Origin of the sequence: Ruegeria pomeroyi DSS-3, from assembly GCF_000011965.2 — a bacterium.
In the GTDB taxonomy this organism is placed as follows: Bacteria; Pseudomonadota; Alphaproteobacteria; order Rhodobacterales; family Rhodobacteraceae; genus Ruegeria_B; species Ruegeria_B pomeroyi.
On sequence record NC_003911.12, the window covers coordinates 1632299 to 1655604 of the forward strand.

Here is a 23306-nt window from a genome sequence, read left to right on the forward strand (position 1 = left end):
GTTCAGAAAAACACTGATTATCCTGCGGTGAAAAATATTTGACAGAAAGTAAAGTTTTGGAGACACTCTCTCCAGGTTCGGCGGCGTGCGATTGTTTCGAGAAATCGCTGCAAATGATCCGGGCCCAACAGGGAGAATGAAAAACATGAAGACATTTACCACCGCTCTCGCCACCGGTGTGCTGGCGCTGTGCCCGCTGGCCGCGCTGGCCGACAGCAGCGATCCAATCGTTATTCCGATCCATAACTGGTCCTCTCAAATCGTCATGTCGAACGTGGTGGGCCAGATCTTCGAAGAGATGGGCGTCGCCGTCGAATTTGTGACCACCGACAGCCAGGCGGTCTATGAATCGGTCCGCCTGGGCGATGTGACCCTTGAACTGGAAGTGTGGGAAGGGGCCTTTGGCGCCTCGTTCCGCGCCGCGCTGGAAAAGGGCGGCATCGTCGATGTGGGCGATCATGACGCCGTCACCCGCGAGGATTGGTGGTACCCGATGTGGACCAAGGACGCCTGCCCGGGTCTGCCCGACTGGAAGGCGCTGAATGACTGCGCCGCCGTGTTCGCCACCGCCGAGACCGGCGACAAGGGCCGCTATCTGGATGGTCCGGTCGACTGGCTCAAGCATGGCAAGGAGCGGGTCGAGGCCCTGGGCATGAACTTCGAGGTGATCAACGCCGGGTCCGCCGCCGCGCTCTGGGCCGAGATCGGCGCCGCCGAGGCCGACAAGCGCCCGGTGGTGGTGTTCAACTGGACCCCGAACTTTGCCGAAGCGGTCTGGCCCGGCGAATTCGTCGAATTCCCCGAATGGGTCGATGGCTGCGACAAGGACCCTGCGGTCGGCCCCAACCCCGATGCGCTTTATGACTGCGGCAACCCCGCCACCGGCTATCTGAAGAAAGCCGCCTGGGAGGGGATGGAGGCCAAATGGCCCGATGCCTATGCGGTGCTGACCCGTATCTCCTTCACCAATCCGCAGATCGCCGAGATGGCCAAGCTGGTCGATGTCGACGAGATGGAGCCCGACGAGGCCGCCGAGGCCTGGCTGGAAGCCAACGAGGATGTCTGGCGCCCCTGGCTGGACGGCTAAGCCGTTCACCTGACGACGACAGACCATCGCGCTTGTCCGGCACCTGCGGTCGGACAAGCCATTTCTCTTGAAAGGTGAGGTTCATGGGCAGTCCTGTCATTTCGGCAAGGAATGTGTGGAAGATATTCGGCAAGGATCCGGTTGGTTACCTGAAGACGCTGCAACCGGGTCGGTCGTTCGACGATATTCGCGCCGACGGCTATATCGCCGGGGTGCGGGATGTCTCGCTGGATGTGGCGCGGGGCGAGATGCTGGTGATCATGGGCCTGTCTGGCTCGGGCAAGTCGACACTGGTGCGCTGTTTCTCGCGCCTGCACGAGATCACCGGCGGCAGTATCGAGGTTGATGGCCAGATCATCGGCGATCTGAGCGAGAAGGACCTGATCGAGCTGCGCCGCAACAAGATGGGCATGGTGTTCCAGTCCTTTGGCCTGTTGCCGCACCGCACGGTGCTGGACAATGTGGCCTTTCCGCTGGAAATGCGCGGGCAGGACCGCCACACCCGGCGCAAGCGCGCGCTCGAGGTGATCGAACTGGTCGGCCTTGCCGGGCGCGAGGATTATTTCCCGCGCGAGCTGAGCGGCGGCCAGCAGCAGCGCGTCGGCATTGCCCGCAGCCTGGCGATCGAACCCGATATCTGGTTCCTGGACGAGCCGTTTTCGGCGCTTGACCCGCTGATCCGGCGCGAGATGCAGGACGAATTCCTGCGGCTTCAGGCGATGCTGGGCAAGACCATCGTCTTTATCACCCATGATTTCGACGAGGCGCTGCGCCTGGCCGACCGGATCGCCATCATGAAGGACGGCGCGGTCGAACAATGCGACACGCCCGATCAGATCGTGATGAACCCGACCACCGGCTATGTCGCCAAGTTCACCGAAGAGATCGACAAGGCCCGTGTGGTGCATGCCGGTGTTCTGGCGCGCGCGGGGGTCGTGGGCGAGGGCCAGCCGGTCGAGGCCGGGGCAACCGTGCAGCAGCTGGCGCGCCTGTTGGTCAACGACAGCCGCGACCTGATCCCGGTTGCCGACAAGGGGCAGGTGATCGGGGCGCTCGACCGTCAGGGCGCGCTCGACATCCTGTTGAAGGCAAGCTGATGAGCGTGACCACGACCGAGACGACCGGCACCGCCCCGGCGCTGCCGCGCAAGACCCTGGGTCTGGCCATGATCGGGCTGGCGGTGATGATGACGCTGTTGCACTATGCCGGGCTGCTGCCCGCATGGCTGCACCGGCTGCCCGAGGCGATCATTCCGCCCTTTGCAACCTGGCTTGATGCCATTTTCAACTTTGTCAAGGACGATCTGGGCCTGCTGGCGCTGACCCGTCTGCTGACCGACGGGCTTGAGGTGGTGCTGGACGCCACCGCCAACCTGCTGTTCGGCAAGCGGCGCTGGCCCAATATCGGCCCCATCCCCTGGAGCGCGATTGCCGCCATGACGGCGGTGGTGGGCTATTACCTGGGCGGCTGGCGCATGGCGCTGCTGGCGGGGGGCACCTTTGTCTGGACCGCGATGATCGGACAATGGGACATCGCGATGCAGACCATGTCGGTGCTGGTCGTTGCGGCGCCGCTGGCCTTTGCCATCGGGCTGGTTCTGGGCATCTCGGCCTGGAAATCGCCCAGCTTTGACGCGGTGCTGCGCCCGGTATTGGCGGTGTTGCAGACGCTGCCGTTTTTCACCTACCTGCTGCCGGCGGTGATCTTCTTCAAGGTCGGGCCAACGGCGGGGGCGGTGGCGACCACCGTCTATGCGATCCCGCCGATGATCCTGATGACCACGCTGGGCCTGCAAAAGGTCAGCCCCGAAGTGGTCGAGGCCGGCAAGATGAGCGGTTGCACCCGCTGGCAGATGCTGCGCCATGTCTATATCCCCGCCGCCCGGACCGAGATTCTGGTGGGTGTCAACCAGGTCATCATGCTGTGTCTGGCGATGGTGGTTCTGACCGCCTTTATCGGCATGCCGGGGCTGGGGGCCAAGCTGCTGGCGATGATGGGCAGTTTCAAGATCGGCCGCTCGTTCGAGATCGGGGTGACCATCGTGCTGCTGGCGGTGACGCTGGACCGCATGTCCAAGGCCTGGGTGGTCAAGCTGCCCGAGCATTTCGAGCGCGGCACGCCCTTCTGGATCCGGCACAAGTTCCTGCTGATGGCGATCGGCGCCTTTGTCGGCTTTACCCTGATCGCGCAGGTGGTGCCGATCCTGTCCGAGGTCGGGCGCAAGCAATCCTGGTCGCAAGGCAAGGAGATCGACACGCTGATCAAGGGCTTTCTGGCCATCGACGCGGTACAGGCGATCACCAACTCGATCCGCTATGTGCTGAATATCTGGGTGCTGAACCCGCTGCGCGATTTCATGCTCAGCATTCCGACCGTGGCCTTTGTTCTGTTCATCTCGGCGGCGGCGCTGCTGGTGGCGGGGCGGCGCGAGGCGGTGCTGGCGGCGGCCTTCTTCGGCCTCGTCGCGCTGACCGGCTGGTGGGACCGTTCGGTGATCACGCTTTATTCGGTGCTGGCAGCGGTTAGTATCGCGCTGCTCTTGGGCGTGCCCATCGGCGTTGTCGCGGCGCGCAAGGAAAAGACGGCCAATGCGGTGCTGCTGGCCTGTGATACGGCGCAGACCTTTCCCAGCTTCATCTACCTGATCCCGGCGATCATGCTGTTCGGCATCACCGCGACCTCGGTCGTGATGTCGATCCTGATCTTCTCGATGGTGCCCTTGGTGCGCTACACGATCGAGGGGCTACGCAATGTGCCCGACGAGATGACCGAGGCCGCCGACATGGCGGGCGCCACCCGGATGCAGAAACTGTGGAACGTGCAGCTGCCGCTGGCGCTGCCGACCATGGCGGTGGGGTTCAACCAGGCGATCATGTTCGCCTTCTTCATGGTGATCATCGCCGCTTTCATCGGTACGCAAGACCTGGGGCAAGAGTTGCAACGCACCCTGGCGGGGACCGATCTGGGCAAGAACTTTGTCCTGGGCATCTGCGTGACGCTGATGGCGCTGACCTTTGACATGGTCATCATGAAATGGGCCGATGACAAGAAGGCGCGGCTGGGTCTGAACTGACCGGGCCGTTGCCCCATTAGGGTCCCGCGGCAAGACGGGGAGAACAGAATCGAACCTGCCGCGGGAGTGTCGCCGGTACGGATGGGCCGAACGGGCGAGTGTGGCGACCTCCGCGGGCAAACGGAGGTGCCGGGACATCCGGGGCGGTTTTCGAGCCCGCCCCGGACGTATCAGTTGCGCAGATACGCCTCCATGCTGTCGTCCAGCGCGTCCTTCCACGGGGTGTGATGCACCGGGGCCAGCGTGCCGGTGATGACCGAGGTATAGCTGTTGTTGCGGAAGGCCATGATGTCTTCGCCCTTGTGTTTCTTCCATTGGAAGAAGGCCTCGCAGGCGCCGTCGATGTCAAAGCTGGGATAGTCGGTTTCGGCCACCAGTTCCTTGACGTAATCGGCCTGATAGCGGATCGCGTATTTCACGTCATCGCTGGCCTCTTCGCGGGTTTCCCGCTCAGTCACGTCTGCCAGCATCTGTTCCTTGGTGACATTGGACAGGTCGATCTTGCCCATGATCGCGTCGCGCACCCACCAGGCCTGGGCGTCGAACATGTTGAAGGTGAACCACTGGTCCTGCATGCCTAGATAGAACATCTTGGGGTTATGGACATAGACCACACCCTTGTAGAGATCGGCGGTGGCCAGGCGGTTGGCGGTCTTCAGGCGCAGATCGTCGGGCAGGAAGTTGAAGAAATGCTTGTAGCCGGTGCACAGGATGATCGCGTCCACCTCGCGCGAGGTGCCGTCCGAGAAGAACACGGTGTTCTTGTCGACCTTGACCAGCGCGGGCTTTTCTTCCCAGTTGTCGGGCCATTTGAAGCCCATGGGCGCCGAGCGATAGCATGAGGTGATCGACTTGGCGCCGTATTTCCAGCACTGCGAGCCGATATCCTCGGCCGAGTAGGAGGAGCCGACGACCAGAATGTCCTTGCCCGCGAATTCGCGCGCGTCGCGGAAGTCATGGGCATGCACCAGCCGGCCGTTGAAGGTTTCGAATCCCTCGTAATGGGGCACGTTCGGGGTCGAGAAATGGCCCGAGGCACAGATCACATGATCGAATTCCTCGGAATAGACGCGGTCATTGGTGTGGTCATGCACGGTGACCTTGAACAGGCCGGTCTCGTCATTGTAGTCGATCCAGCGTACGGCGGTGCTGAACCGGATCCAGTCGCGCACATTGGCCTTCAGCACCCGGCCCTCGATATAATCGAACAGCACGGCGCGCGGAGGGTAGGACGCGATCTGCTTGCCGAAATGCTCTTCGAACGAATAGTCGGCGAATTCCAGACCTTCCTTGGGGCCGTTCGACCACAGGTAGCGATACATCGAGCAATGAACGGGCTCGCCGTTTTCATCCAGCCCGGTGCGCCAGGTGTAATTCCACAGCCCGCCCCAGTTGTCCTGTTTCTCGAAACAGACGATCTCGGGGATCTCCTCGCCCTTGGCGGCGGCGGATTGAAAGGCGCGCAATTGCGCCAGGCCGGACGGTCCCGCGCCGATGATCGCCACACGTTTGCTGGTGGTCATGTCGGTCTCCCTGCTTGGTTGGATCAATTGGTTCTTTTTGGTCTGAACCAGATGTTGCTTTTCACGGACCAGTCTGTCAACGATTTTTCACCGCAGGGATAAAATTTCCCCACTGATAAAGGTGATCTCCTTTTGACATTGCCCGGCGGAGTGGTAGAAATTGGTATGCTATCCTCCAGTTTCGCACATCGCATGGCGGTCACCTCTCTCTTCCCGCAGGACCGGGTGGGGATGAGCGATCCAATCAAGATCGGGTTTCTGGCGCCCCTGACCGGGCCGGTCAGCTCCTGGGGGCTGCCGGGCCTGCATGGCTGCCGTTTGTGGGAAGATTGGTTGAACCGGGCAGGGGGCATATTGGTTGGCGGGCGCCGCTATCCGGTCAGCATCGTGCCTTTCGACTGCGGTTATGACCCCGAGCGCGCGATGGAGGGGGCGCGCCATCTGGTGCATACCGAGCAGGTGAAGCTGCTGATGATGCTGGGGGGCGATACCTTTACCCCGCTGCGCGGCTTTCTGACGGCCAACAAGGTGCTGACCTCGACACTGTTGCCCAGTGACCTGTCCCCCGATACCCGCTATCTGATCGCGCCCTCCGAGGTGCACCCGATCTATAACGTGACCGGGGTCGACTGGCTGGCGCGCAACCGGCCCGAGCTGCGCCGGGTTGCCATGTGCAGCCAGAAGGACGCGCTGGGCCTGCCCTCGATCGCCACCTATCGCGCCGCCTTCGAGGCCGCAGGCGTGCCGGTGGTGAAAGAGGTGGAATACGACCCCGAGATGACCGATGTCGCCACCATCGTGCAGCCGATGCTGGATGCCCAGCCCGATGTGCTGTGCTGGTGCACCAGTTACACGCCAATGGTGCACGCGATGACGGAATATGCCCATGCCAAGGGGTTTTCCGGGCAGATCCTGTCCTGCACGCTGGACAATTACCAGCGGCTGGTCGCGCGCACCTCGGCCGAGTTCATGGAAGGCGCGCTGTTCCAGTTTCCCGATTTCGACGACCCGAAACTGGCGCGCAAGGCGTTCTTCTTCAACCGGCCCAGCACCTTCTTCAAGGAATACAACGCCCGCTATCCCGGCAACTGGAGCGCGGTGAGCTGGGAATATGTCGCCATCCTGGATATCTGGCATGCCGCGGTCGAAAAGGTCGCCTCGGTCCACCCGGTCTCGGTGCTGGCGACCATGAAACAGATGGACCCGGTCACCCATGCCTTTGGTCCGGCGCGCTGGTGGGGCGAAAGCATCTTTGGCATCGACCACGCGCTGGTGGGCGACTGGCCTGTGGTGCGCATACAGGAGGGCAAGGCCCGGATCGTCGAATTCGGCTCGATCCCGGCCTGGCTCGACAAGCACGAGGACATGCTGCGCCGCCATATGCAGGCGGCAGGCCAGATGTGGCAGCAAAGGCTGGAAACCGGCGAGGCGCAGACCGGCCTGACCACCCGCGATCTGGTGGACTAGGCTCAGGATGAATGGATCCTGAGCCTAAGGCGCCCGCGGCGCGCTCAGCCCTCGTGCAGGAACAGTTTCTGTTCTTCCACCAGATGCAGCTTGGTGATCTCGACCGCTGCCTCGACATCGCGGGTGGCGATGGCGTTGAACAGCGAGTTGAAGCGGGTCTGATAATTCTGGATGCGGTCCGGGGTCAGATGCTTGCGCATCAGCGCGGTGCGAAAGCTTTGGCGGCAGACCTCGATCGTCAGCTCATAGCAGGATTCCAGCAGCGGATTGCGGGTCGAGCGCGCGATCCGGCGATAGAAATCCTCTTCGCAGCGGGTGAACTCGGCCTGATCGGCGCGCACGGATTCGATCCGGGCGACGGTCTGCGCCAGCTCGTCCAGCTCCTTTGGGGTCATGTTCATCACCGCCAGCCGGATCATCTCGGGTTCGATGATCGAGCGCACGATCAGATGGTCCAGCGGGCTGGTGCGTTCGCCGACCGAGCCGGGGGCAGGGGTGTCCTTGCTGTCCAGCTGATAGGTCACGAAACTGCCGCTGCCCTGGCGGCGGCGGATCATGTCGCGGCTTTCCAGCACATCCAGCGCCTCGCGCACCGTGTTGCGCGACACGCCCAGCTCGGCGGCCAGCGCCCGTTCGCTGGGCAGGCGCGAATCCGGCGGATACTCGCCCGAGCTGATGCGCGCGAACAGCGTATCCGCCACGATGCGGACGGTTTCGCCGATGGATTGGCCGATCGGCATCTCTGCCTTCAGTGTCTGGTTCATTTGGCCCTCGTTGCGGCGCGCGTCCTGCTCTTGCTGGTGACCATGTTAGGGCAATCGCCCGGCCAACCACAAGCGCGGCGGCGCAAAGCAAAGGGCCCCAGCACATGCCGGGGCCCTTTTGGTGTCTCAGCGATCAGGCGCGCGGGACGCTGTCGGCATGGGTATGCACATCCGGTTCCAGATCCCAGATCTTCTTGTCCAGACCGTCGATCTGGTCATGCTCGTCCACCCGCAGGCCAACGGTCTTTTCCAGGATGACCGACAGGATCAGCGCGGTGACAACACCGGCACCGATGCAGACCGCGATCCCCACCAGCTGCATCCCCAGCGAGATCTGGCCATGCTGGAAGGCATAGGCGCCCTCTTCGAAGCCCAGATAGCCACCGCGCGGCGTGCCCGCCTTGAACACGCCCAGCACGATCATGCCAAAGGTGCCGCAGCCCAGGAACAGCGGGAACAGCTTGTGCTCGTCGATGCCGCGCTTGAGCGTGAACTCGTAGACCGCATAGGCGATGAAGGGTGCAGCCAGACCGATCAGGAAGGCCTGCCAGGGCAGGTAGACGTCAAAGCCCGACGCGCCCGCCACGTAACCGGCAAGCGGCCCCAGCAGCGTGTAGGCATAATTGCCCGAGCGATAGGCCAGGATCAGCCCGGTGACCGCGCCGCCGGCCCAGACCAGCGCATAGTTGTTCAGCGCGATGCCGACGCTGGTATCGGCCATGGTCACACTCACGGCCAGCGCCTCGGGATCAAAGAAGAACAGGCAGGACATGATCACCATCGGCAGGCCGCCAAAGATCAGCAGCAGGCCCGGTGCACACAGCCCGATGCTGGGCGCCAGGTAGGCCGAAACGCGGGCATGCGGCTCCATCATGCCGGGGCGCGCGCCCAGCTTCGGGGTAAAGACCAGCGCCATGCCGGCCGGGAACAGATAGACGAAACCGACGCCGAAGAAGTCGTGGAACCCCGCATTGGTCAGCGGCCCGACCGACCCCCAGGTGGCCCAGCTGAGCACCGAGGACACCACCGCGGCAACCACGCAGGTGATGTAATAGGCCGAGGCCTTCATCCGTTCCGAGACCGAGAAATGCAGCAGGATGTTGATGATCCCAGCAAAGACGGCCAGGAAGAAGACGAAGATCTGGAAGGTGTTCAGCCCCGGAAACAGCGCCGGGTCCACGTGATGGGCCAGCGAGTTGGTCATGCCCCCGCCCAGCCACCAGTCCTTGATCGAATCCGTCATGGTGGCATCGACCATGATGTAATACTGCGAGGCCCAGATGCCGAAGCCGATCACGTAATAGGTGGCAAAGCCCAGGAAGAAGCCCAGCGTCTTCTCGATGGTCGAGTTGAACAGGTTCTTGCGCCGGGCGGTGCCCGCGTCGATCAGCAACAGCCCGACCACGACCAGAATGGCCCCGACCGTGCCCGAGGCATAGAGCAGGTTCTGCACCAGTGAATTCAGCGTGACCTGTTCTGCATGTATTGCGCTTATGTCCAGTGACATCTTGTTTCCCTCTTGGTTCTCAGTTGGCTCCGGCCTTGCTTTGCCGGGTGTGGCTGGCGTTTCAGGGGACCAATCGGGCGACCAGTGCCAGCGTCTTGTGGGCCAATTCAGACCAGATTGGCGATCTGAGAGGCGGTGCGGGGATGATGGCCCAAAATTGGCACTTTTCAAACATCTTTTTAACCCTAGGGAAATATTTTTGCCCCTTCGTATCTTGTTGCGTTTGTTGGCTTGCCTGCCGAATAACCAAAAAGAACCAATCTTGCGCAAATTCAGGTGGTTCCGGTCTGATTTTGGGTGACAGCACCGCGCGCGGCCCTGTTCGGGCCTGCGGATGATCACGGAAAAGGGCCAATTTCGTATTGACTGTCAGGAAAATAAATTGAGTATAGAGAATATTGCATGCGGTGGTATGTCGTGTGCCGCAGGAGGTGTTGACGGATGTCACTGGATGACGCGGGCGTATGGAAGAGTGGACGTGGTCGTGGACGTCGATTGCCGAAGGGTCGTGTTTACAGCGATGAGGCGTTGGCGGCTGTTCGGGGTGTGTTGGGGGATCGTCCTCGTCGGCGGGATTTGCTGATCGAGTTCCTGCATCTGATCCAGGACGCTTGCGGGCATCTTTCGGCGGATCATCTTGCGGCTCTGGCGTTCGAGATGAAGCTGGGGCAGGCGGAGGTTTACGAGACCGCAACCTTTTACGCGCATTTTGACGTGGTGAAGGAGGGCGAGACACCGCCGCCGGCGCTGACGATCCGGGTTTGCGATTCGCTGAGCTGCGAGCTGGCCGGGGCCGAGCAGCTGCGCGCGGCGCTGGAAGAGGGGCTCGATCCGGGCCAGGTGCGGGTGTTGCGGGCGCCCTGCATGGGGCGCTGCGACACCGCGCCGGTGCTGGAGCTGGGCCATAACCATATCGATCACGCCACGCCGGAAAAGGTGCGGGCGGCGATCGCGGCGGGCGATACCCATGCGCATCTGCCCGCATACGAGACGTTCGATGCCTATGCGGCGGCGGGCGGTTACGCGGTGCTCAAGGGGCTGCGCGCGGGCGGCGACTGGGAAGCGGTGCAGGACAGCGTGCTGGCGGCGGGCCTGCGCGGCCTGGGCGGCGCGGGTTTCCCCTCGGGGCGCAAATGGGGCTTTGTGCGGGCCAATCCGGGTCCGCGCTACCTGGCGGTGAATGGTGACGAGGGCGAGCCGGGCACCTTCAAGGACCGCTATTACCTGGAGCGGGTGCCGCATCTGTTCCTCGAGGGCATGCTGATCGCGGCCTGGGCGGTTGAGGCCGAGACCTGCTATATCTACATGCGCGACGAATACCCCGCCGTGCTGGAGATCCTGCGGCGCGAGATCGCGGCGCTGGAGGCGGCCGGGATCGTGGCCAAAGGCTATATCGACCTGCGCCGGGGCGCGGGCGCCTATATCTGCGGCGAAGAAAGCGCGATGATCGAGAGCATCGAGGGCAAGCGTGGCCTGCCCCGGCACCGGCCGCCCTTCGTGGCGCAGGTGGGGCTGTTCGGCCGTCCGACGCTGGTCCATAATATCGAGACATTGCATTGGGTTGCGCGGGTCTGCCGCGAGGGGCCGGAGGTTCTGAATTCGGTCGAGAAGAACGGCCGCAAGGGCCTGCGCAGCTATTCGGTCTCGGGCCGGGTGGCCAGGCCGGGGGTGCATCTGCTGCCGGCGGGCTCGACCATCCGCGACGTGATCGCGGCGGCGGGCGGCATGGCGGCGGGCCATGTGTTCAAGGCCTATCAGCCGGGCGGCCCGTCCTCGGGCCTGCTGCCGGCGAGCATGGATGACATTCCGCTCGACTTCGACACATTGCAGCCCCATGGCAGCTTCATCGGCTCGGCGGCGGTGGTGGTGCTGAGCCAGCAGGACAGCGCGCGCGACGCGGCGCTGAACATGCTGCGCTTCTTCGAGGACGAGAGCTGTGGTCAGTGCACCCCCTGCCGGGCGGGCTGCGAAAAGGCGGTCAAGCTGATGCAGGCCGAACATTGGGACCAGCCGCTGCTGGAAGAGCTGTGCCAGGTGATGGCGGATGCCTCGATCTGCGGTCTGGGCCAGGCGGCGCCGAACCCGATCCGGCTGACCATGAAACACTTCGCGGAGGAGATCTGAGATGGCCGACGGCGCACATGTCGAGATGGTGAGCTTTACCCTCAACGGCGAAGAGGTCACCGTGCCCGAGGGGCTGACCATCTGGGAGGCGGCGCATGGCCGCGGCCTGGTGATCCCGCATCTCTGCCACAAGCCCGACCCGGGCTATCGCCCGGACGGCAATTGCCGCGCCTGCATGGTCGAGGTCGCGGGCGAGCGCACGCTGGTGGCCTCCTGCATCCGGCCGGTGGCGGCGGGCATGGTGGTCACCACCGACAGCGCCCGCGCCGAGGGTGCGCGCAAGATGGTGGTCGAGCTGTTGCTGGCCGACCAGCCCGAGGTGGCGCATGACGCCTCGAGCCATTTCCACGCCATGGCCGGTCTGAACGGGGTCAGCGAGAGCCGCTTTCCGGCCCGTGACGCGGCGCATGTGCCGCTTCTGGATGCCAGCCATGTGGCGATGCGGGTCAATCTGGATGCCTGCATCAACTGCAATCTCTGCGTGCGCGCCTGCCGCGAGGTGCAGGTCAACGACGTGATCGGCATGGCCGGGCGCGGCGCCGGGGCGCAGGTGGTGTTCGACCAGAACGACCCGATGGGCGCCTCGACCTGCGTGGCCTGCGGCGAATGCGTGCAGGCCTGCCCGACCGGCGCGCTGATGCCGGCGACCGTGCTCGATGCGGAGCAGGCCGGCGACAGCAAGGATTACGACCGCGAGGTGACCTCGGTCTGCCCGTTCTGCGGGGTGGGCTGCCAGCTGAGCTTCAAGGTCAAGGACAACAAGATCAAATATGTGACCGGCGTCGACGGTCCGGCCAATGAAAGCCGGCTCTGCGTCAAGGGGCGGTTCGGCTTTGACTATATCGACCACCCGCACCGGCTGACCAAACCGCTGATCCGCCGCGCGGACGCGCCCAAGGGGCTGAACGTGGATCCGGGCAATCCGCTCAGCCATTTCCGCGAGGCCAGCTGGGAAGAGGCGCTGGATTTTGCCGCTCGCGGTCTGGCCGATCTGCGCGCGCAAAAGGGCAGCTATGTCGCCGGGTTCGGCAGCGCCAAATGCTCGAACGAAGAGGCCTATCTGTTCCAGAAGCTGATCCGCCAGGGCTTTGGCCACAACAATGTCGACCATTGCACCCGGCTCTGCCATGCCTCCTCGGTCTCGGCGCTGCTGGAGAATGTCGGCTCGGGCGCGGTGACGGCGACCTTCAACGAGATCGAGAATGCGGATGTGGCCATCGTGATCGGCTGCAACCCGATCGAGAACCATCCCGTGGCGGCGACCTATTTCAAGCAGTTCACCAAGCGCGGCGGCAAGCTGATCGTCTGCGACCCGCGCGGCGTCGGCATGGGCCGCTTTGCCACCCACCGGCTGCAGTTCAAGCCGGGCGCGGATGTGTCGATGCTGAACGCGATGATGCACGTGATCGTCGAAGAGGGGCTGTATGACCAGGCCTATATCGACCAGTTCACCGAGAACTGGGAGGAGATGAAGGCGCATCTGGCCGATTATAGCCCTGAGAAGATGGAGCCCATCTGCGGCATCGCGGCCGGTGAGCTGCGCGACGCGGCGCGCACATTTGCGGCGGGCAAGGCGGGCATGATCTTCTGGGGCATGGGCGTCAGCCAGCATATCCACGGCACCGACAACTCGCGCTGCCTGATCTCTCTGGCGCTGATGACCGGCAATGTGGGCAAGCCCGGCGCGGGCCTGCACCCCCTGCGGGGTCAGAACAACGTGCAGGGCGCGTCGGACGCGGGCCTGATCCCGATGTTCCTGCCCGATTACCAGTCGGTCACCGATGACGGCGTGCGCTCGGCCTTTACCTCTGTGTGGAACTCGGGCGACTTCTCGAACCAGAAGGGGCTGACCGTGGTCGAGATCATGCATGCGATCCATGATGGCGACATCAGGGGCATGTATATCCTGGGTGAAAACCCGGCCATGTCGGACCCCGATGTCGACCATGCCCGCGCCGCGCTGGCGATGCTCGAGCATCTGGTGGTGCAGGATATCTTCCTGACCGAGACCGCGAACTATGCCGATGTGATCCTGCCCGCCAGCGCCTGGGCGGAAAAGACCGGCACCGTGACCAACACCAACCGCCAGGTCCAGATGGGCCGCCCCGCCGTGGCGCCCCCGGGGCAGGCAAAGGAAGACTGGTGGATCGAGGTGGAACTGGCCAGGCGCCTCGGCCTCGACTGGAATTACAGCCACCCCAGCGAAGTGTTTGCCGAGATGAAGCGCAACATGAAATCGCTCGACAACATCACCTGGGCGCGGCTCGAAGGCGAGGCGGTCACCTATCCCTCGCTCAGCCCCGAGGATCCGGGCCAGGCCATCGTCTTTGGCGACGGCTTCCCGCGTGCGAACAAGCGGGCCCGCTTCACCCCGGCGAAGATCGTCGAGCCCGACGAGCGCCCCGATGCGGACTATCCCTTCGTGCTGATCACCGGGCGGCAGCTGGAACATTGGCATACCGGCTCGATGACCCGGCGCGCCAGCGTGCTCGACGCGGTCGAACCCGAGGCCAACTGCTCGATGCACCCCGCCACCCTGCGCGCCATGGGCATCGAGCCCGGCGACATGATCCGCCTCACCACACGGCGCGGCAGCGTCCAGGTCATGGTCCGCGCCGACCGCGCCATCGCCCAGGACAACGTCTTCCTCCCCTTCGCCTATGTCGAAGCCGCCGCAAACATCCTCACAAACGCTGCCCTCGACCCTTACGGAAAAATCCCAGAGTTCAAATACGCAGCCGTAAAGGTCGAGCGCACAGATACCGCCGCATCCGCGGTCTAACCCACAGCAGAAACAGGGAAATCATCAGATGGCGTACAAGAGTGACATTGAGATAGCGCGCGAGGCGCGGAAGTTGCCGATTTTGGAGATTGGCGCGAAGCTTGGGATCGCGGCGGATGAGCTGCTGCCTTATGGCCATGACAAGGCGAAGGTGAGCCAGGGGTTCATCGATTCGGTTCAGGACCGCGCCGATGGCAGGCTGATCCTGGTGACGGCGATCAACCCGACGCCTGCGGGCGAGGGCAAGACCACGACCACGGTGGGTCTGGGCGACGGTCTGAACCGGATCGGCAAGAATGCGATGATCTGTATCCGCGAGGCGTCTCTGGGGCCGAACTTCGGCATGAAGGGGGGTGCTGCCGGGGGCGGCTATGCGCAGATCGTGCCGATGGAAGAGATGAACCTGCATTTCACCGGCGATTTCCACGCGATCACCAGCGCCCACAGCCTGCTGAGCGCGATGATCGACAACCACATCTATTGGGGCAACGAGGCCGATATCGACACCCGCCGGGTGGTGTGGCGCCGTGTGGTGGACATGAACGACCGGGCGCTGCGCCAGATCACCTGCTCGCTGGGCGGGGTCTCGAACGGATTCCCGCGCGAGGCGGGGTTCGACATCACCGTGGCCTCGGAAGTGATGGCGATCCTGTGCCTGGCCCGGGATCTGAAGGACCTTGAGAAGCGCCTGGGCGACATCATCGTGGCCTATCGCCGCGACAAGAGCCCGGTCTATTGCCGCGACATCAAGGCCGAGGGCGCGATGACCGTGCTGTTGAAGGACGCGATGCAGCCCAACCTGGTGCAGACGCTGGAGAACAACCCGGCCTTTGTGCATGGCGGCCCGTTTGCCAATATCGCGCATGGCTGCAACTCGGTCATCGCCACCAAGACGGCGCTGAAAGTGGCCGATTACGTGGTGACCGAGGCCGGTTTCGGCGCCGATCTGGGCGCCGAGAAGTTCATGAACATCAAGTGCCGCAAGGCCGGCATCGCGCCCTCGGCGGTGGTGCTGGTGGCGACCGTGCGCGCGATGAAGATGAACGGCGGCGTGGCCAAGGGCGATCTGGGCGCGGAAAACGTGGCCGCGGTCAACAAGGGCTGCGCCAACCTGGGCCGCCATATCGAGAACGTCAAATCCTTCGGCGTGCCGGTGGTGGTGGCGATCAACCATTTCGTCACCGATACCGATGCCGAGGTGCAGGCGGTCAGGGACTATTGCGCCAATCACGGGGTCGAGGCGGTGCTGTCGCGCCATTGGGAGCTGGGCTCGGAAGGCTCCGAGGCGCTGGCGCGCAAGGTTGTCGAACTGGCCGAATCGGGCAAGGCGAATTTTGCCCCGATCTATCCCGACGACATGAGCCTGTTCGAGAAGATCGAGACCATCGCCAAGCGCATCTACCGCGCCGACGAGGTTCTGGCCGATGCCAAGATCCGCAACCAGCTGAAGGAATGGGAAGAGGCCGGCTATCGCAACCTGCCGGTCTGCATGGCCAAGACCCAGTATTCCTTCACCACCGATCCGAACCGGCGCGGCGCGCCGACGGGCCATTCGGTGCCGGTGCGCGAGGTGCGCCTGAGCGCGGGCGCGGGCTTTATCGTGGTGGTCTGCGGCGAGATCATGACCATGCCGGGCCTGCCGCGCAAACCGGCGGCAGAGACCATCCGGTTGAATGACGCGGGCCAGATCGAGGGCTTGTTCTGAGCCGCGATATGCGCAATTCACGGCCCGGGACCGATCCCGGGCCGTGAGAGTTTCAAGACATGAGCACATCCATCCCGCCGCAGGATTGCACGGATATGACCAGCCTGCGGGCGCAGATCGACCGGCTGGACCGCGAGCTGATCAGCCTGCTGGCCGCGCGGGCGGGCTATATCGACCGGGCGGTGGAGCTGAAGCAGGGCAATGGCTGGCCGGCGCGGATCCCCGAACGGGTCGAGGAAGTGGTCATGAACGCCCGCGCCGCCGCCGAAGGCCAGGGGCTGGACCCCGGCCTGATCGAGGATCTGTGGCGGCAGCTGGTGGACTGGTCGATCGCCCGCGAGGCGCGGGTGATCCGGGAAGTATGAAGGCCGGGCCCGGGCGGGCGCGACCCCAAGGCGGCAACAAGGCGGCAACAAGGAAGAAAGCAAATGGCAGCAACTGTGATTGACGGCAAGGCCTTTGCGGCCCGGATACGGGGCCAGGTGGCGGAACATGTGGCAGAGCTGAAGGCCGGGCATGGGATCACCCCCGGCCTGGCGGTGGTGCTGGTGGGCGAGGACCCGGCCAGCCAGGTCTATGTGCGCTCCAAGGGCAAGCAGACCGTCGAGGTCGGCATGAACTCGTATGAGCACAAGCTGGACGCCGACACCTCCGAGGCGGATCTGCTGGCGCTGATCGACCGGCTGAATGGTGACCCGGACGTGCATGGCATCCTGGTGCAGCTGCCGCTGCCCGGCCATCTGGACGAGGACCTGGTGATCAACGCCATCGATCCGGCCAAGGATGTGGACGGGTTCCATATCTCGAACGTGGGTCTTCTGGGTACCGGGCAAAAGAGCATGGTGCCCTGCACGCCGCTGGGCTGCCTGATGATGCTGCGCGACCATCACGGCTCGCTTTCGGGGATGGACGCGGTGGTGATCGGGCGCTCCAACATCGTGGGCAAGCCGATGGCGCAGCTCTTGCTGGGCGACAGCTGCACGGTGACCATCGCCCATAGCCGCACAAAGGACCTGGCCGATGTGGTGCGCCGCGCCGATATCGTGGTGGCCGCGGTGGGCCGGCCCGAAATGGTGCCCGGCGACTGGATCAAGCCCGGCGCCACCGTGATCGACGTGGGCATCAACCGGATCGAGCGCGACGGCAAGACCAGGCTGGTGGGCGATGTCCATTACGACAGCTGCGCCCAGGTGGCGGGCGCCATCACCCCGGTCCCCGGCGGCGTCGGCCCCATGACCATCGCCTGCCTGCTCGCCAACACCCTCACCGCCTGCACCCGCGCAAACAAACTCACAGAACCAGACGGACTAACCCCGTGAGCACGGTTGCGGATACTCGCCTGCTGCCGGGAAAACCGGTGCGCGCGCGGATCCTCTCCGAGGTGAGCGCCTATGTGAACCAGGTCGGGCGGATCGGCAAACTGGTCTCGATCTCGATCGGCAACGTGCCCGAGGTGGCGGTCTATGTGCGCAACCAGGCGCGCGCCGCCAGCGCGGTGGGCGTGCCTTTCGACCAGCAACTCTGGGATCGTTCGATCAGCCAGGAGGTTTGTCAAAGCCTCATCCGCGAGATGAACGATGACCCGGATGTGCTTGGAATCATTCTGCAACGCCCGGTTCCCGATCATATCAACGTGCGCGCGCTTCAGGCCGCGATCCATCCGCTCAAGGATGTCGAGGGGATGAACCCCGCCTCGATCGGCAATATCGTTTATAACGATGTGGCGATGGCGCCCTGTACGGCGGCGGCGGCGATCGAACTGATCCGCGAGACCGGCCTGAGCATGGCCGGGCTCGAGGTGGTGATGGTCGGTCATTCCGAGATCGTGGGCAAGCCGGTGGCGATGATGCTGATGGCCGAGGGCGCCACCGTCACCGTCTGTCACCACATGACCCGCTCGGATGCGATGCATTCGCGCCGTGCCGATGTGGTGGTGGTGGCGGTGGGCAAGGCGCATCTGATCGGACCCGACATGATCAAGCCCGGCGCGGTGGTGATCGACATCGGGATTAACCATGTGCCCGGTCCCGATGGCCCGGTTGTGGTCGGCGATGTGCAGACCGACGCGGTCAAGGACGTGGCGGGCTGGATCACGCCGGTTCCGGGCGGGGTCGGGCTGGTCACTGTGGCGATCCTGCTGCGCAACGCGATCCGCGCCCATCAGCAGCAGCGCGCGGCGGGCTGGATCCACTGAACCCGCACCGGGCGCCTTACCAGGCGAGATAGCCGATGGCCAGGAAGGCGGCCAGACAGCCGACCCATTGTGGCCGGCTCATGCTTTCGCGCAGAAAGGCCCAGGCCAGCACGATGGTGATCAGGCCGAACATGGACGAGGCCACCGCCGCCAGTTGTGGATGATCCAGCACCCCCGCCGAGATCACCGCCAGCAGGGCAACCCCGTCAAGCAGCCCCATCACCACCAGCGGCAGCAGGGCGGCGGCGCCCACCCGCAGCGTCTGGCGCCGAATCACGATGAGCGCCAGCAACAGCACCAGCGCCGTGACCCGCGCCAGCAGCGTCGCGTTCAACTCTCCATCCAGTGTGGCGGCCATCTGACCCAGCTTGAAGGTGGCGGCAAAGCCGATGGCGGCGATCATCGACAGCGCGATGGTCGGCCCCTTGGGCGGGGCGGGGTCGCCGCTGTCATCGGACAGGCCCGCCACCACGCCGACCGCACCCACGATCACCAGCACCGCCAGCACCTGATCGGCTCCGATCGGCGCCCCGGCCAGAAAGGCAAACAGCAGCGACAGAATAGGATAGGCGCCTATGATCGGCGCGACCAGCCGCACAGGCCCGCGTTCAAAGGCAAAATAGAGGCCGAGACTGGCCACCAGAAAGGCCAGCCCGGACCCGATCGAGAGCCACAGCGCCGGGCCTTGCGGCAGGCGCGCGCCCTCGGTTGCGGCCAGCACCGTGGCCTGAAACCCCAGCCCGGTCGCCAGCACCACCGCCAGCGCCCCCATCAATGGCACGGTTCGGCTGAGATAGCGGATGGTGATGTCATGCAGCCCCCAGCAGAGCGCCGCGATCAACCCCAGGCCCAGCGCGCTCATGACGTGCCTCGCGGGGTGGAAATCTGCCGGAAACGGGTTCGAATGGCTTGCACGGTGGGTCCTCGAGATATATTCTCTTCAATAAAGAAATTTTCCGCTAATGCAAATGACCGGAGTGGCAACGTGCTGGATACCAAATATCCCGAGATCATCCCCGGGCCGCCAAAGCCCAGCGCCATCCTGCAACCGCGGGTGTTTTCGCTGCCGCCTGGAACGGAACGCTATGTGGTTCCGGGGGCGGGGGCAATCCTGCTTCGGCTGGAAACCGGCGACCGGATCGAGATCGAGAATACCGAGGGCGGTCAACCGTGTGAGATCGTCTGTGCCGACCTGCTTGGCGGTTTCGATGCCGGGCTGATCGGGGCGCGGGCGCAGGGGGCTCCCTCGGGGCTGATGGCGCTGCTCACCTCGGACGATCCCTCGTTGCGAGGCCTGCGGATGGGGATCGAGGCGCGTGGCCTGAACCTGTCGCAGGCGGGCGCGGTGCATCTTTTTGAACACAGCACGCCGGCGGGCACGACCGAAAGCTTTACCGCCAGCCGCGAGGGGATCGTGATCATCGCGGCCCCCGGCGGCATCATGGATTTTCAGGCGCAGGATACCGCCACGCCGTTGACCGTGTTCATCCGTCGCGCGGTGCTGAAAAGCGCGGCCCGGTTCGAGCTGCCCGACCCGCTGGCCGATCCGGTTGCCGATATCCGGGTGCATTCCGCCACTGCCGAGGCCTATTTCGTCAAGGCGGGCGACTATATCCAGATCCTCGATGTGGACGGGCGCCAATGCACCGATTTCCAGTGTTTCGCCGCGCGCAAGCTGGACAAGGGCATCGCCCATGCGCTGGACGTGACCACCACCCGGACGTTGATGGGCCATGCCTATCCGATGCCGGGTCTGCACGCGAAATACTATGATCAGGAGATGCAGCCGCTGGTCGAGGTGATTCAGGACACCTGCGGGCGCCACGATGCCTTTGCGCTGGCCTGTGCCGCCAAGTATTACGACGATATCGGCTATCCCGGTCACATCAACTGTTCGGACAATTTCAACGCCGCGCTGGCGCCGCACGGGGTCGCGGGGCGGGCCGGCTGGATGGCGATCAACTTCTTCTTCAACACCGGGCTGGACGATCACGGGGTGATGTATGCCGACGAACCCTGGTCGCGCCCGGGCGATTATGTGCTGCTGCGCGCGCTGACCGATCTGGTCTGCGTCAGTTCGGCCTGTCCCGACGATACCTCGGCCGCCAATGGCTGGAACCCGACCGACATCCATGTCCGCACCTATAGCGGCAAGGAGACCTTTCAACGCGCCGTAGCTTACCGGCCCACCCCCGACGCGGAACCGAAAATGACCAAACAGACAGGCTTTCACGACCGGTTCGCCCGGTTCACCGAGAACTTCATCGAATACAACGGCTTCTGGCTGGCCAATTGCATGTCGACCGCAGGCCCGATCGAGGAATATCACGCCTGTCGCGAGAAATGCGTGGTGCTCGACCTCAGCGCTTTGCGCAAGTTCGAGATCACCGGACCGGACAGCGAGGCGCTGTGCCAGTATATCTTTACCCGCAACATGAAGACCCTGCCGGTGGGTGGCGTGGTCTATACCGCCATGTGCTATCCCCATGGCGGCATGATCGACGATGGCACCGTGTTCCGTCTGGGCAAGGACAATTTCCGCTGGATCGGCGGCTCGGACTACGGTGGCGAATGGATCCGGGAAAAGGCCGCCGAACTGGGGCTCAAGGTGCTGGTGCGCTCGTCGACCGACATGCAGCACAACATCGCCGTGCAGGGCCCCGAAAGCCGCGAACTGCTGAAAAAGGTGATCTGGACCGCGCCGCATCAGCCCAAGTTCGAAGAGCTCGGCTGGTTCCGCTTTGCCCCGGCCCGGATCGGCGACGATCAGGGCGTGCCGGTGGTGGTCAGCCGGACCGGCTATACCGGCGAGCTGGGGTATGAAATCTTCTGCCACCCCAAACATGCGGGCGCGGTGTTCGACGCGGTGTGGGAGGCGGGCCAGGCCCATGGCATCCGCCCGATGGGGCTGGAAGCGCTGGACATGGTGCGGATCGAGGCCGGGTTGATCTTTGCCGGCTACGACTTCAGCGACCAGACCGACCCGTTCGAGGCCGGGATCGGCTTTACCGTGCCGCTCAAGTCCAAGCCGGACGATTTCATCGGGCGCGAGGCGCTGATCCGGCGCAAGGAGCATCCCGCGCGCGTGCTGGTGGGGCTGGATATCGACAGCAATGTCGATGTGGGCCATGGCGATTGCGTGCATATCGGACGGGCCCAGATCGGCGAGGTCACCTCGTCCATGCGCTCGCCTATTCTGGGCAAGAACATCGCGCTGGCCCGGGTCGACGTGGCCCACCACGAGGTCGGCACCAGGGTGGAGATCGGCAAGCTGGACGGGCACCAGAAACGGCTGCCCGCGACCATCGTGCCCTTTGCCCATTACGACCCGCAGAAAACCAGACCCCGCTCTTGACCTTGGTCAAGGCGGGCCAGCGGCAAGGCAGGACAGGATAGGCCCATGACATCGGCTCTGACATCCATCGGCGGCGAGGACGCGCTGCGCGACCTGGTCGAAACCTTTTACGACCGGATGGAGACCGACCCCGAGGCCTGGCCGCTGCACCGGCTGCATTTTCGCGGTCACGGGTTGAACCATACCCGGCAGGCGCAGTTCGAATTCCTCAGCGGCTTTCTGGGCGGGCGCGCCTATTACCGCGAGCGGTTCGGCCATATGAACCTGCGCGAGATCCATGCCCATGTGCCCATCCGCGAGGCCGATGCCGAGCTGTGGCTGAAAACCTTCGACGCGGCCCTGGCCGAGTGCGGCCTGCGTGGCGAGGTGGTGGACAAGTTCCGCGCCACCCTGCGGCGGGCGGCGCTGATGCTGGTCAATGACGTGCCCGACTGGCGCGAGGAAAGCGACGGCAAGGCGCGCGCCGCCGCTGGCTGCCCGGCGGACGGCGCGGCCTGAACCGCTCAACCCAGTAGCAGGATCTGCACATCCGCGACATTGGTGCCGGTGGCGCCGGTCACCAGCAAATCGCCCGACAGGGTCAGGGCGCTGTTGCTGTCATTGCGCGCAAGGAAGGTCTCGGGCGCGGCCCCGGCTGCACGGATGCGGGGCAGGGTGCCCGCATCGACACAGGCACCCGCAGCCTCGGTCGGGCCGTCGCGCCCGTCGGTCCCTGCTGACAGGAACAGCCAGGGCCGCGACAGCGGCGTGTCCTCCATCAGCGCGGCCAGCCGCAGGGCCAGTTCCTGATTGCGCCCGCCAATGCCGCTGCCGCGCACGCGCACGGTGGTCTCGCCACCCCAGATCAGGACCTGCGGCCCCTCTTCCTGTGCGGCGCGGGCAAGGGCGGCGGCCACGGTCTCGGCGGCCTCGCCCACGTCACCCACCAGCGGCTCGTCGATCACCTGGACCTCGCCAAACACGGTCAGCGCCGCCGCTGCCGCCGCCAGGCTCTCGCGATTGCCGCCGATCAGGTGATTGCCCGCTTTTGGCAGCGGGTGGGCGCTTTCAGGCTGGCGCAGATGGCGGCGGATGCTGTCGGGCAGCGCGTCGGCGATTCCCTTGCGCTCCAGCAGGTCGCGGATCTCGGCCCGGCTGGCGATCGGGGCCACGGTCGGGCCGCTGGCGATGGCGCGCAGGTCGTCACCGATCACATCGGACAGGATATAGGCGGTGACCGGGGCAGGGGCCGCGTGGCGCAACAGCCCGCCGCCCTTCAATACCGACACATGCTGGCGCACCGCGTTCACCGCGTTGATATCCAGCCCGCTTTGCAGCAGCAGCCGGTTCAGCGCCTGCTTGTGATCCAGCGTGACCCCGTCGGGCGGTGCCGGCAACAGGGCCGAGCCGCCGCCCGAGATCAGCGCCAGCACCACGTCGCGCGCGGTGGTCTCGGCCAGTATCTCGCGCACGCGGCGAGCGGCATGGTGGCCGATCTCGTCGGGCACCGGGTGCCCGGCGCGAAACACCTCGGCCCCGGCCACCGGCTCCTGATTCTCGCGATGGGTGACGCAAAGCATCACCCGAGGGCCCGTGATCTGGCCATGCAGCGCCCGGATCATCGCCGGGGCGGCCTTGCCCAGGGCCAGCACGATGGTCTTGCCGTCGCCGTTGGGGCGGGGCAGGCCGGTCCGGCGCAGGCAGTCTGTCAGCGCCAGGCCCGGATCGGCCCGGCGCACGGCGGCC

The 23306-nt window shown here is 64.6% G+C and carries 18 protein-coding genes; 12 read left to right on the forward strand and 6 right to left on the reverse strand.

What is annotated here, in order from left to right:
* The first annotated feature begins 145 nt into the window (after positions 1-145).
* The 3 genes from SPO_RS07880 (at position 146) to SPO_RS07890 (ending at position 4160) form a co-directional block, all read left to right on the forward strand.
* On the forward strand, positions 146-1087 hold the full coding sequence (locus SPO_RS07880; RefSeq protein WP_044029162.1) for an ABC transporter substrate-binding protein: 942 nt from the start codon (positions 146-148) through the stop codon (positions 1085-1087).
* Positions 1088-1170: 83 nt separating this feature from the next.
* Entirely contained in the window at positions 1171-2184 is a 1014-nt protein-coding gene (locus tag SPO_RS07885) for a quaternary amine ABC transporter ATP-binding protein (protein WP_044028109.1), read from the forward strand.
* Positions 2184-4160 (forward strand): ABC transporter permease, encoded by a 1977-nt coding sequence (locus SPO_RS07890; protein WP_011047287.1) that lies wholly within the window; start codon positions 2184-2186, stop codon positions 4158-4160. Before SPO_RS07885 ends, SPO_RS07890 begins: the two co-directional genes overlap by 1 nt.
* Positions 4161-4330: 170 nt before the next feature.
* Here the strand turns inward: SPO_RS07890 and SPO_RS07895 are convergent, their stop codons facing one another.
* Positions 4331-5683 (reverse strand): NAD(P)-binding domain-containing protein, encoded by a 1353-nt coding sequence (locus SPO_RS07895; RefSeq protein ID WP_011047288.1) that lies wholly within the window; start codon positions 5681-5683, stop codon positions 4331-4333.
* Positions 5684-5848: 165 nt separating this feature from the next.
* Here SPO_RS07895 and SPO_RS07900 point away from each other — a divergent pair, with 165 nt between their 5' ends.
* Positions 5849-7150, forward strand: a complete 1302-nt coding sequence (locus SPO_RS07900; protein ID WP_044028110.1) for an ABC transporter substrate-binding protein — start codon at positions 5849-5851, stop codon at positions 7148-7150.
* Between the two features lie 44 nt (positions 7151-7194).
* Here the strand turns inward: SPO_RS07900 and SPO_RS07905 are convergent, their stop codons facing one another.
* From SPO_RS07905 to SPO_RS22830, 3 genes are all read right to left on the reverse strand, one after another.
* Positions 7195-7914, reverse strand: coding sequence for a FadR/GntR family transcriptional regulator (locus SPO_RS07905; RefSeq protein ID WP_011047290.1), 720 nt, complete (start codon positions 7912-7914; stop codon positions 7195-7197).
* 133 nt (positions 7915-8047) lie between these two features.
* Positions 8048-9421, reverse strand: coding sequence for an ammonium transporter (locus SPO_RS07910; RefSeq protein ID WP_044028111.1), 1374 nt, complete (start codon positions 9419-9421; stop codon positions 8048-8050).
* 61 nt (positions 9422-9482) lie between these two features.
* Entirely contained in the window at positions 9483-9869 is a 387-nt protein-coding gene (locus SPO_RS22830) for a hypothetical protein (protein ID WP_144083978.1), read from the reverse strand.
* On the opposite strand from SPO_RS22830, the gene SPO_RS07915 reads away from it, so the two are divergent.
* The 6 genes from SPO_RS07915 to SPO_RS07940 all read left to right on the forward strand — a co-directional run bounded on the left by SPO_RS07915 (position 9863) and on the right by SPO_RS07940 (position 18226).
* Positions 9863-11545, forward strand: a complete 1683-nt coding sequence (locus SPO_RS07915; protein ID WP_011047292.1) for an NAD(P)H-dependent oxidoreductase subunit E — start codon at positions 9863-9865, stop codon at positions 11543-11545. The two genes, SPO_RS22830 and SPO_RS07915, sit on opposite strands and share 7 nt — an antisense overlap.
* Position 11546: 1 nt before the next feature.
* The gene (gene fdhF, locus SPO_RS07920; RefSeq protein ID WP_011047293.1) at positions 11547-14327 is read left to right on the forward strand and encodes a formate dehydrogenase subunit alpha; all 2781 of its coding nucleotides are present in this window, start codon (positions 11547-11549) and stop codon (positions 14325-14327) included.
* A 28-nt stretch (positions 14328-14355) separates the two neighbouring features.
* Positions 14356-16032, forward strand: coding sequence for a formate--tetrahydrofolate ligase (locus SPO_RS07925; protein WP_011047294.1), 1677 nt, complete (start codon positions 14356-14358; stop codon positions 16030-16032).
* 59 nt (positions 16033-16091) lie between these two features.
* Positions 16092-16397, forward strand: coding sequence for a chorismate mutase (locus SPO_RS07930; RefSeq protein WP_011047295.1), 306 nt, complete (start codon positions 16092-16094; stop codon positions 16395-16397).
* A 63-nt stretch (positions 16398-16460) separates the two neighbouring features.
* On the forward strand, positions 16461-17351 hold the full coding sequence (gene folD / locus SPO_RS07935; protein ID WP_011047296.1) for a bifunctional methylenetetrahydrofolate dehydrogenase/methenyltetrahydrofolate cyclohydrolase FolD: 891 nt from the start codon (positions 16461-16463) through the stop codon (positions 17349-17351).
* Positions 17348-18226: a bifunctional 5,10-methylenetetrahydrofolate dehydrogenase/5,10-methenyltetrahydrofolate cyclohydrolase gene (locus SPO_RS07940; protein ID WP_011047297.1), complete on the forward strand. Its 879-nt coding sequence runs from the start codon at positions 17348-17350 to the stop codon at positions 18224-18226. Before folD ends, SPO_RS07940 begins: the two co-directional genes overlap by 4 nt.
* Before the next feature lie 16 nt (positions 18227-18242).
* On the opposite strand, the gene SPO_RS07945 is transcribed toward SPO_RS07940, so the two are convergent.
* On the reverse strand, positions 18243-19088 hold the full coding sequence (locus SPO_RS07945) for a DMT family transporter (RefSeq protein WP_011047298.1): 846 nt from the start codon (positions 19086-19088) through the stop codon (positions 18243-18245).
* Positions 19089-19211: 123 nt separating this feature from the next.
* On the opposite strand from SPO_RS07945, the gene tdm reads away from it, so the two are divergent.
* Both tdm and SPO_RS07955 read left to right on the forward strand, forming a co-directional pair.
* On the forward strand, positions 19212-21581 hold the full coding sequence (gene tdm / locus SPO_RS07950; protein ID WP_030003205.1) for a trimethylamine-oxide aldolase Tdm: 2370 nt from the start codon (positions 19212-19214) through the stop codon (positions 21579-21581).
* A gap of 45 nt (positions 21582-21626) precedes the next feature.
* Entirely contained in the window at positions 21627-22079 is a 453-nt protein-coding gene (locus SPO_RS07955; protein WP_011047300.1) for a group II truncated hemoglobin, read from the forward strand.
* Positions 22080-22084: 5 nt separating this feature from the next.
* Here the strand turns inward: SPO_RS07955 and SPO_RS07960 are convergent, their stop codons facing one another.
* A complete protein-coding gene (locus SPO_RS07960) occupies positions 22085-23299 on the reverse strand; it encodes a glycerate kinase type-2 family protein (RefSeq protein ID WP_230981785.1) in 1215 nt (404 codons plus the stop codon).
* Between the last annotated feature and the right edge of the window lie 7 nt (positions 23300-23306).

Coding starts and splice junctions, on each gene's coding strand:
- SPO_RS07880 (WP_044029162.1), top strand. CDS start 146: ATGAAGACATTTACCACCGCTCTCGCCACCGGTGTGCTGGCGCTGTGC.
- SPO_RS07885 (WP_044028109.1), top strand. CDS start 1,171: ATGGGCAGTCCTGTCATTTCGGCAAGGAATGTGTGGAAGATATTCGGC.
- SPO_RS07890 (WP_011047287.1), top strand. CDS start 2,184: ATGAGCGTGACCACGACCGAGACGACCGGCACCGCCCCGGCGCTGCCG.
- SPO_RS07895 (WP_011047288.1), bottom strand. CDS start 5,683: ATGACCACCAGCAAACGTGTGGCGATCATCGGCGCGGGACCGTCCGGC.
- SPO_RS07900 (WP_044028110.1), top strand. CDS start 5,849: ATGCTATCCTCCAGTTTCGCACATCGCATGGCGGTCACCTCTCTCTTC.
- SPO_RS07905 (WP_011047290.1), bottom strand. CDS start 7,914: ATGAACCAGACACTGAAGGCAGAGATGCCGATCGGCCAATCCATCGGC.
- SPO_RS07910 (WP_044028111.1), bottom strand. CDS start 9,421: ATGTCACTGGACATAAGCGCAATACATGCAGAACAGGTCACGCTGAAT.
- SPO_RS07915 (WP_011047292.1), top strand. CDS start 9,863: ATGTCACTGGATGACGCGGGCGTATGGAAGAGTGGACGTGGTCGTGGA.
- fdhF (WP_011047293.1), top strand. CDS start 11,547: ATGGCCGACGGCGCACATGTCGAGATGGTGAGCTTTACCCTCAACGGC.
- SPO_RS07925 (WP_011047294.1), top strand. CDS start 14,356: ATGGCGTACAAGAGTGACATTGAGATAGCGCGCGAGGCGCGGAAGTTG.
- SPO_RS07930 (WP_011047295.1), top strand. CDS start 16,092: ATGAGCACATCCATCCCGCCGCAGGATTGCACGGATATGACCAGCCTG.
- folD (WP_011047296.1), top strand. CDS start 16,461: ATGGCAGCAACTGTGATTGACGGCAAGGCCTTTGCGGCCCGGATACGG.
- SPO_RS07945 (WP_011047298.1), bottom strand. CDS start 19,088: ATGAGCGCGCTGGGCCTGGGGTTGATCGCGGCGCTCTGCTGGGGGCTG.
- SPO_RS07955 (WP_011047300.1), top strand. CDS start 21,627: ATGACATCGGCTCTGACATCCATCGGCGGCGAGGACGCGCTGCGCGAC.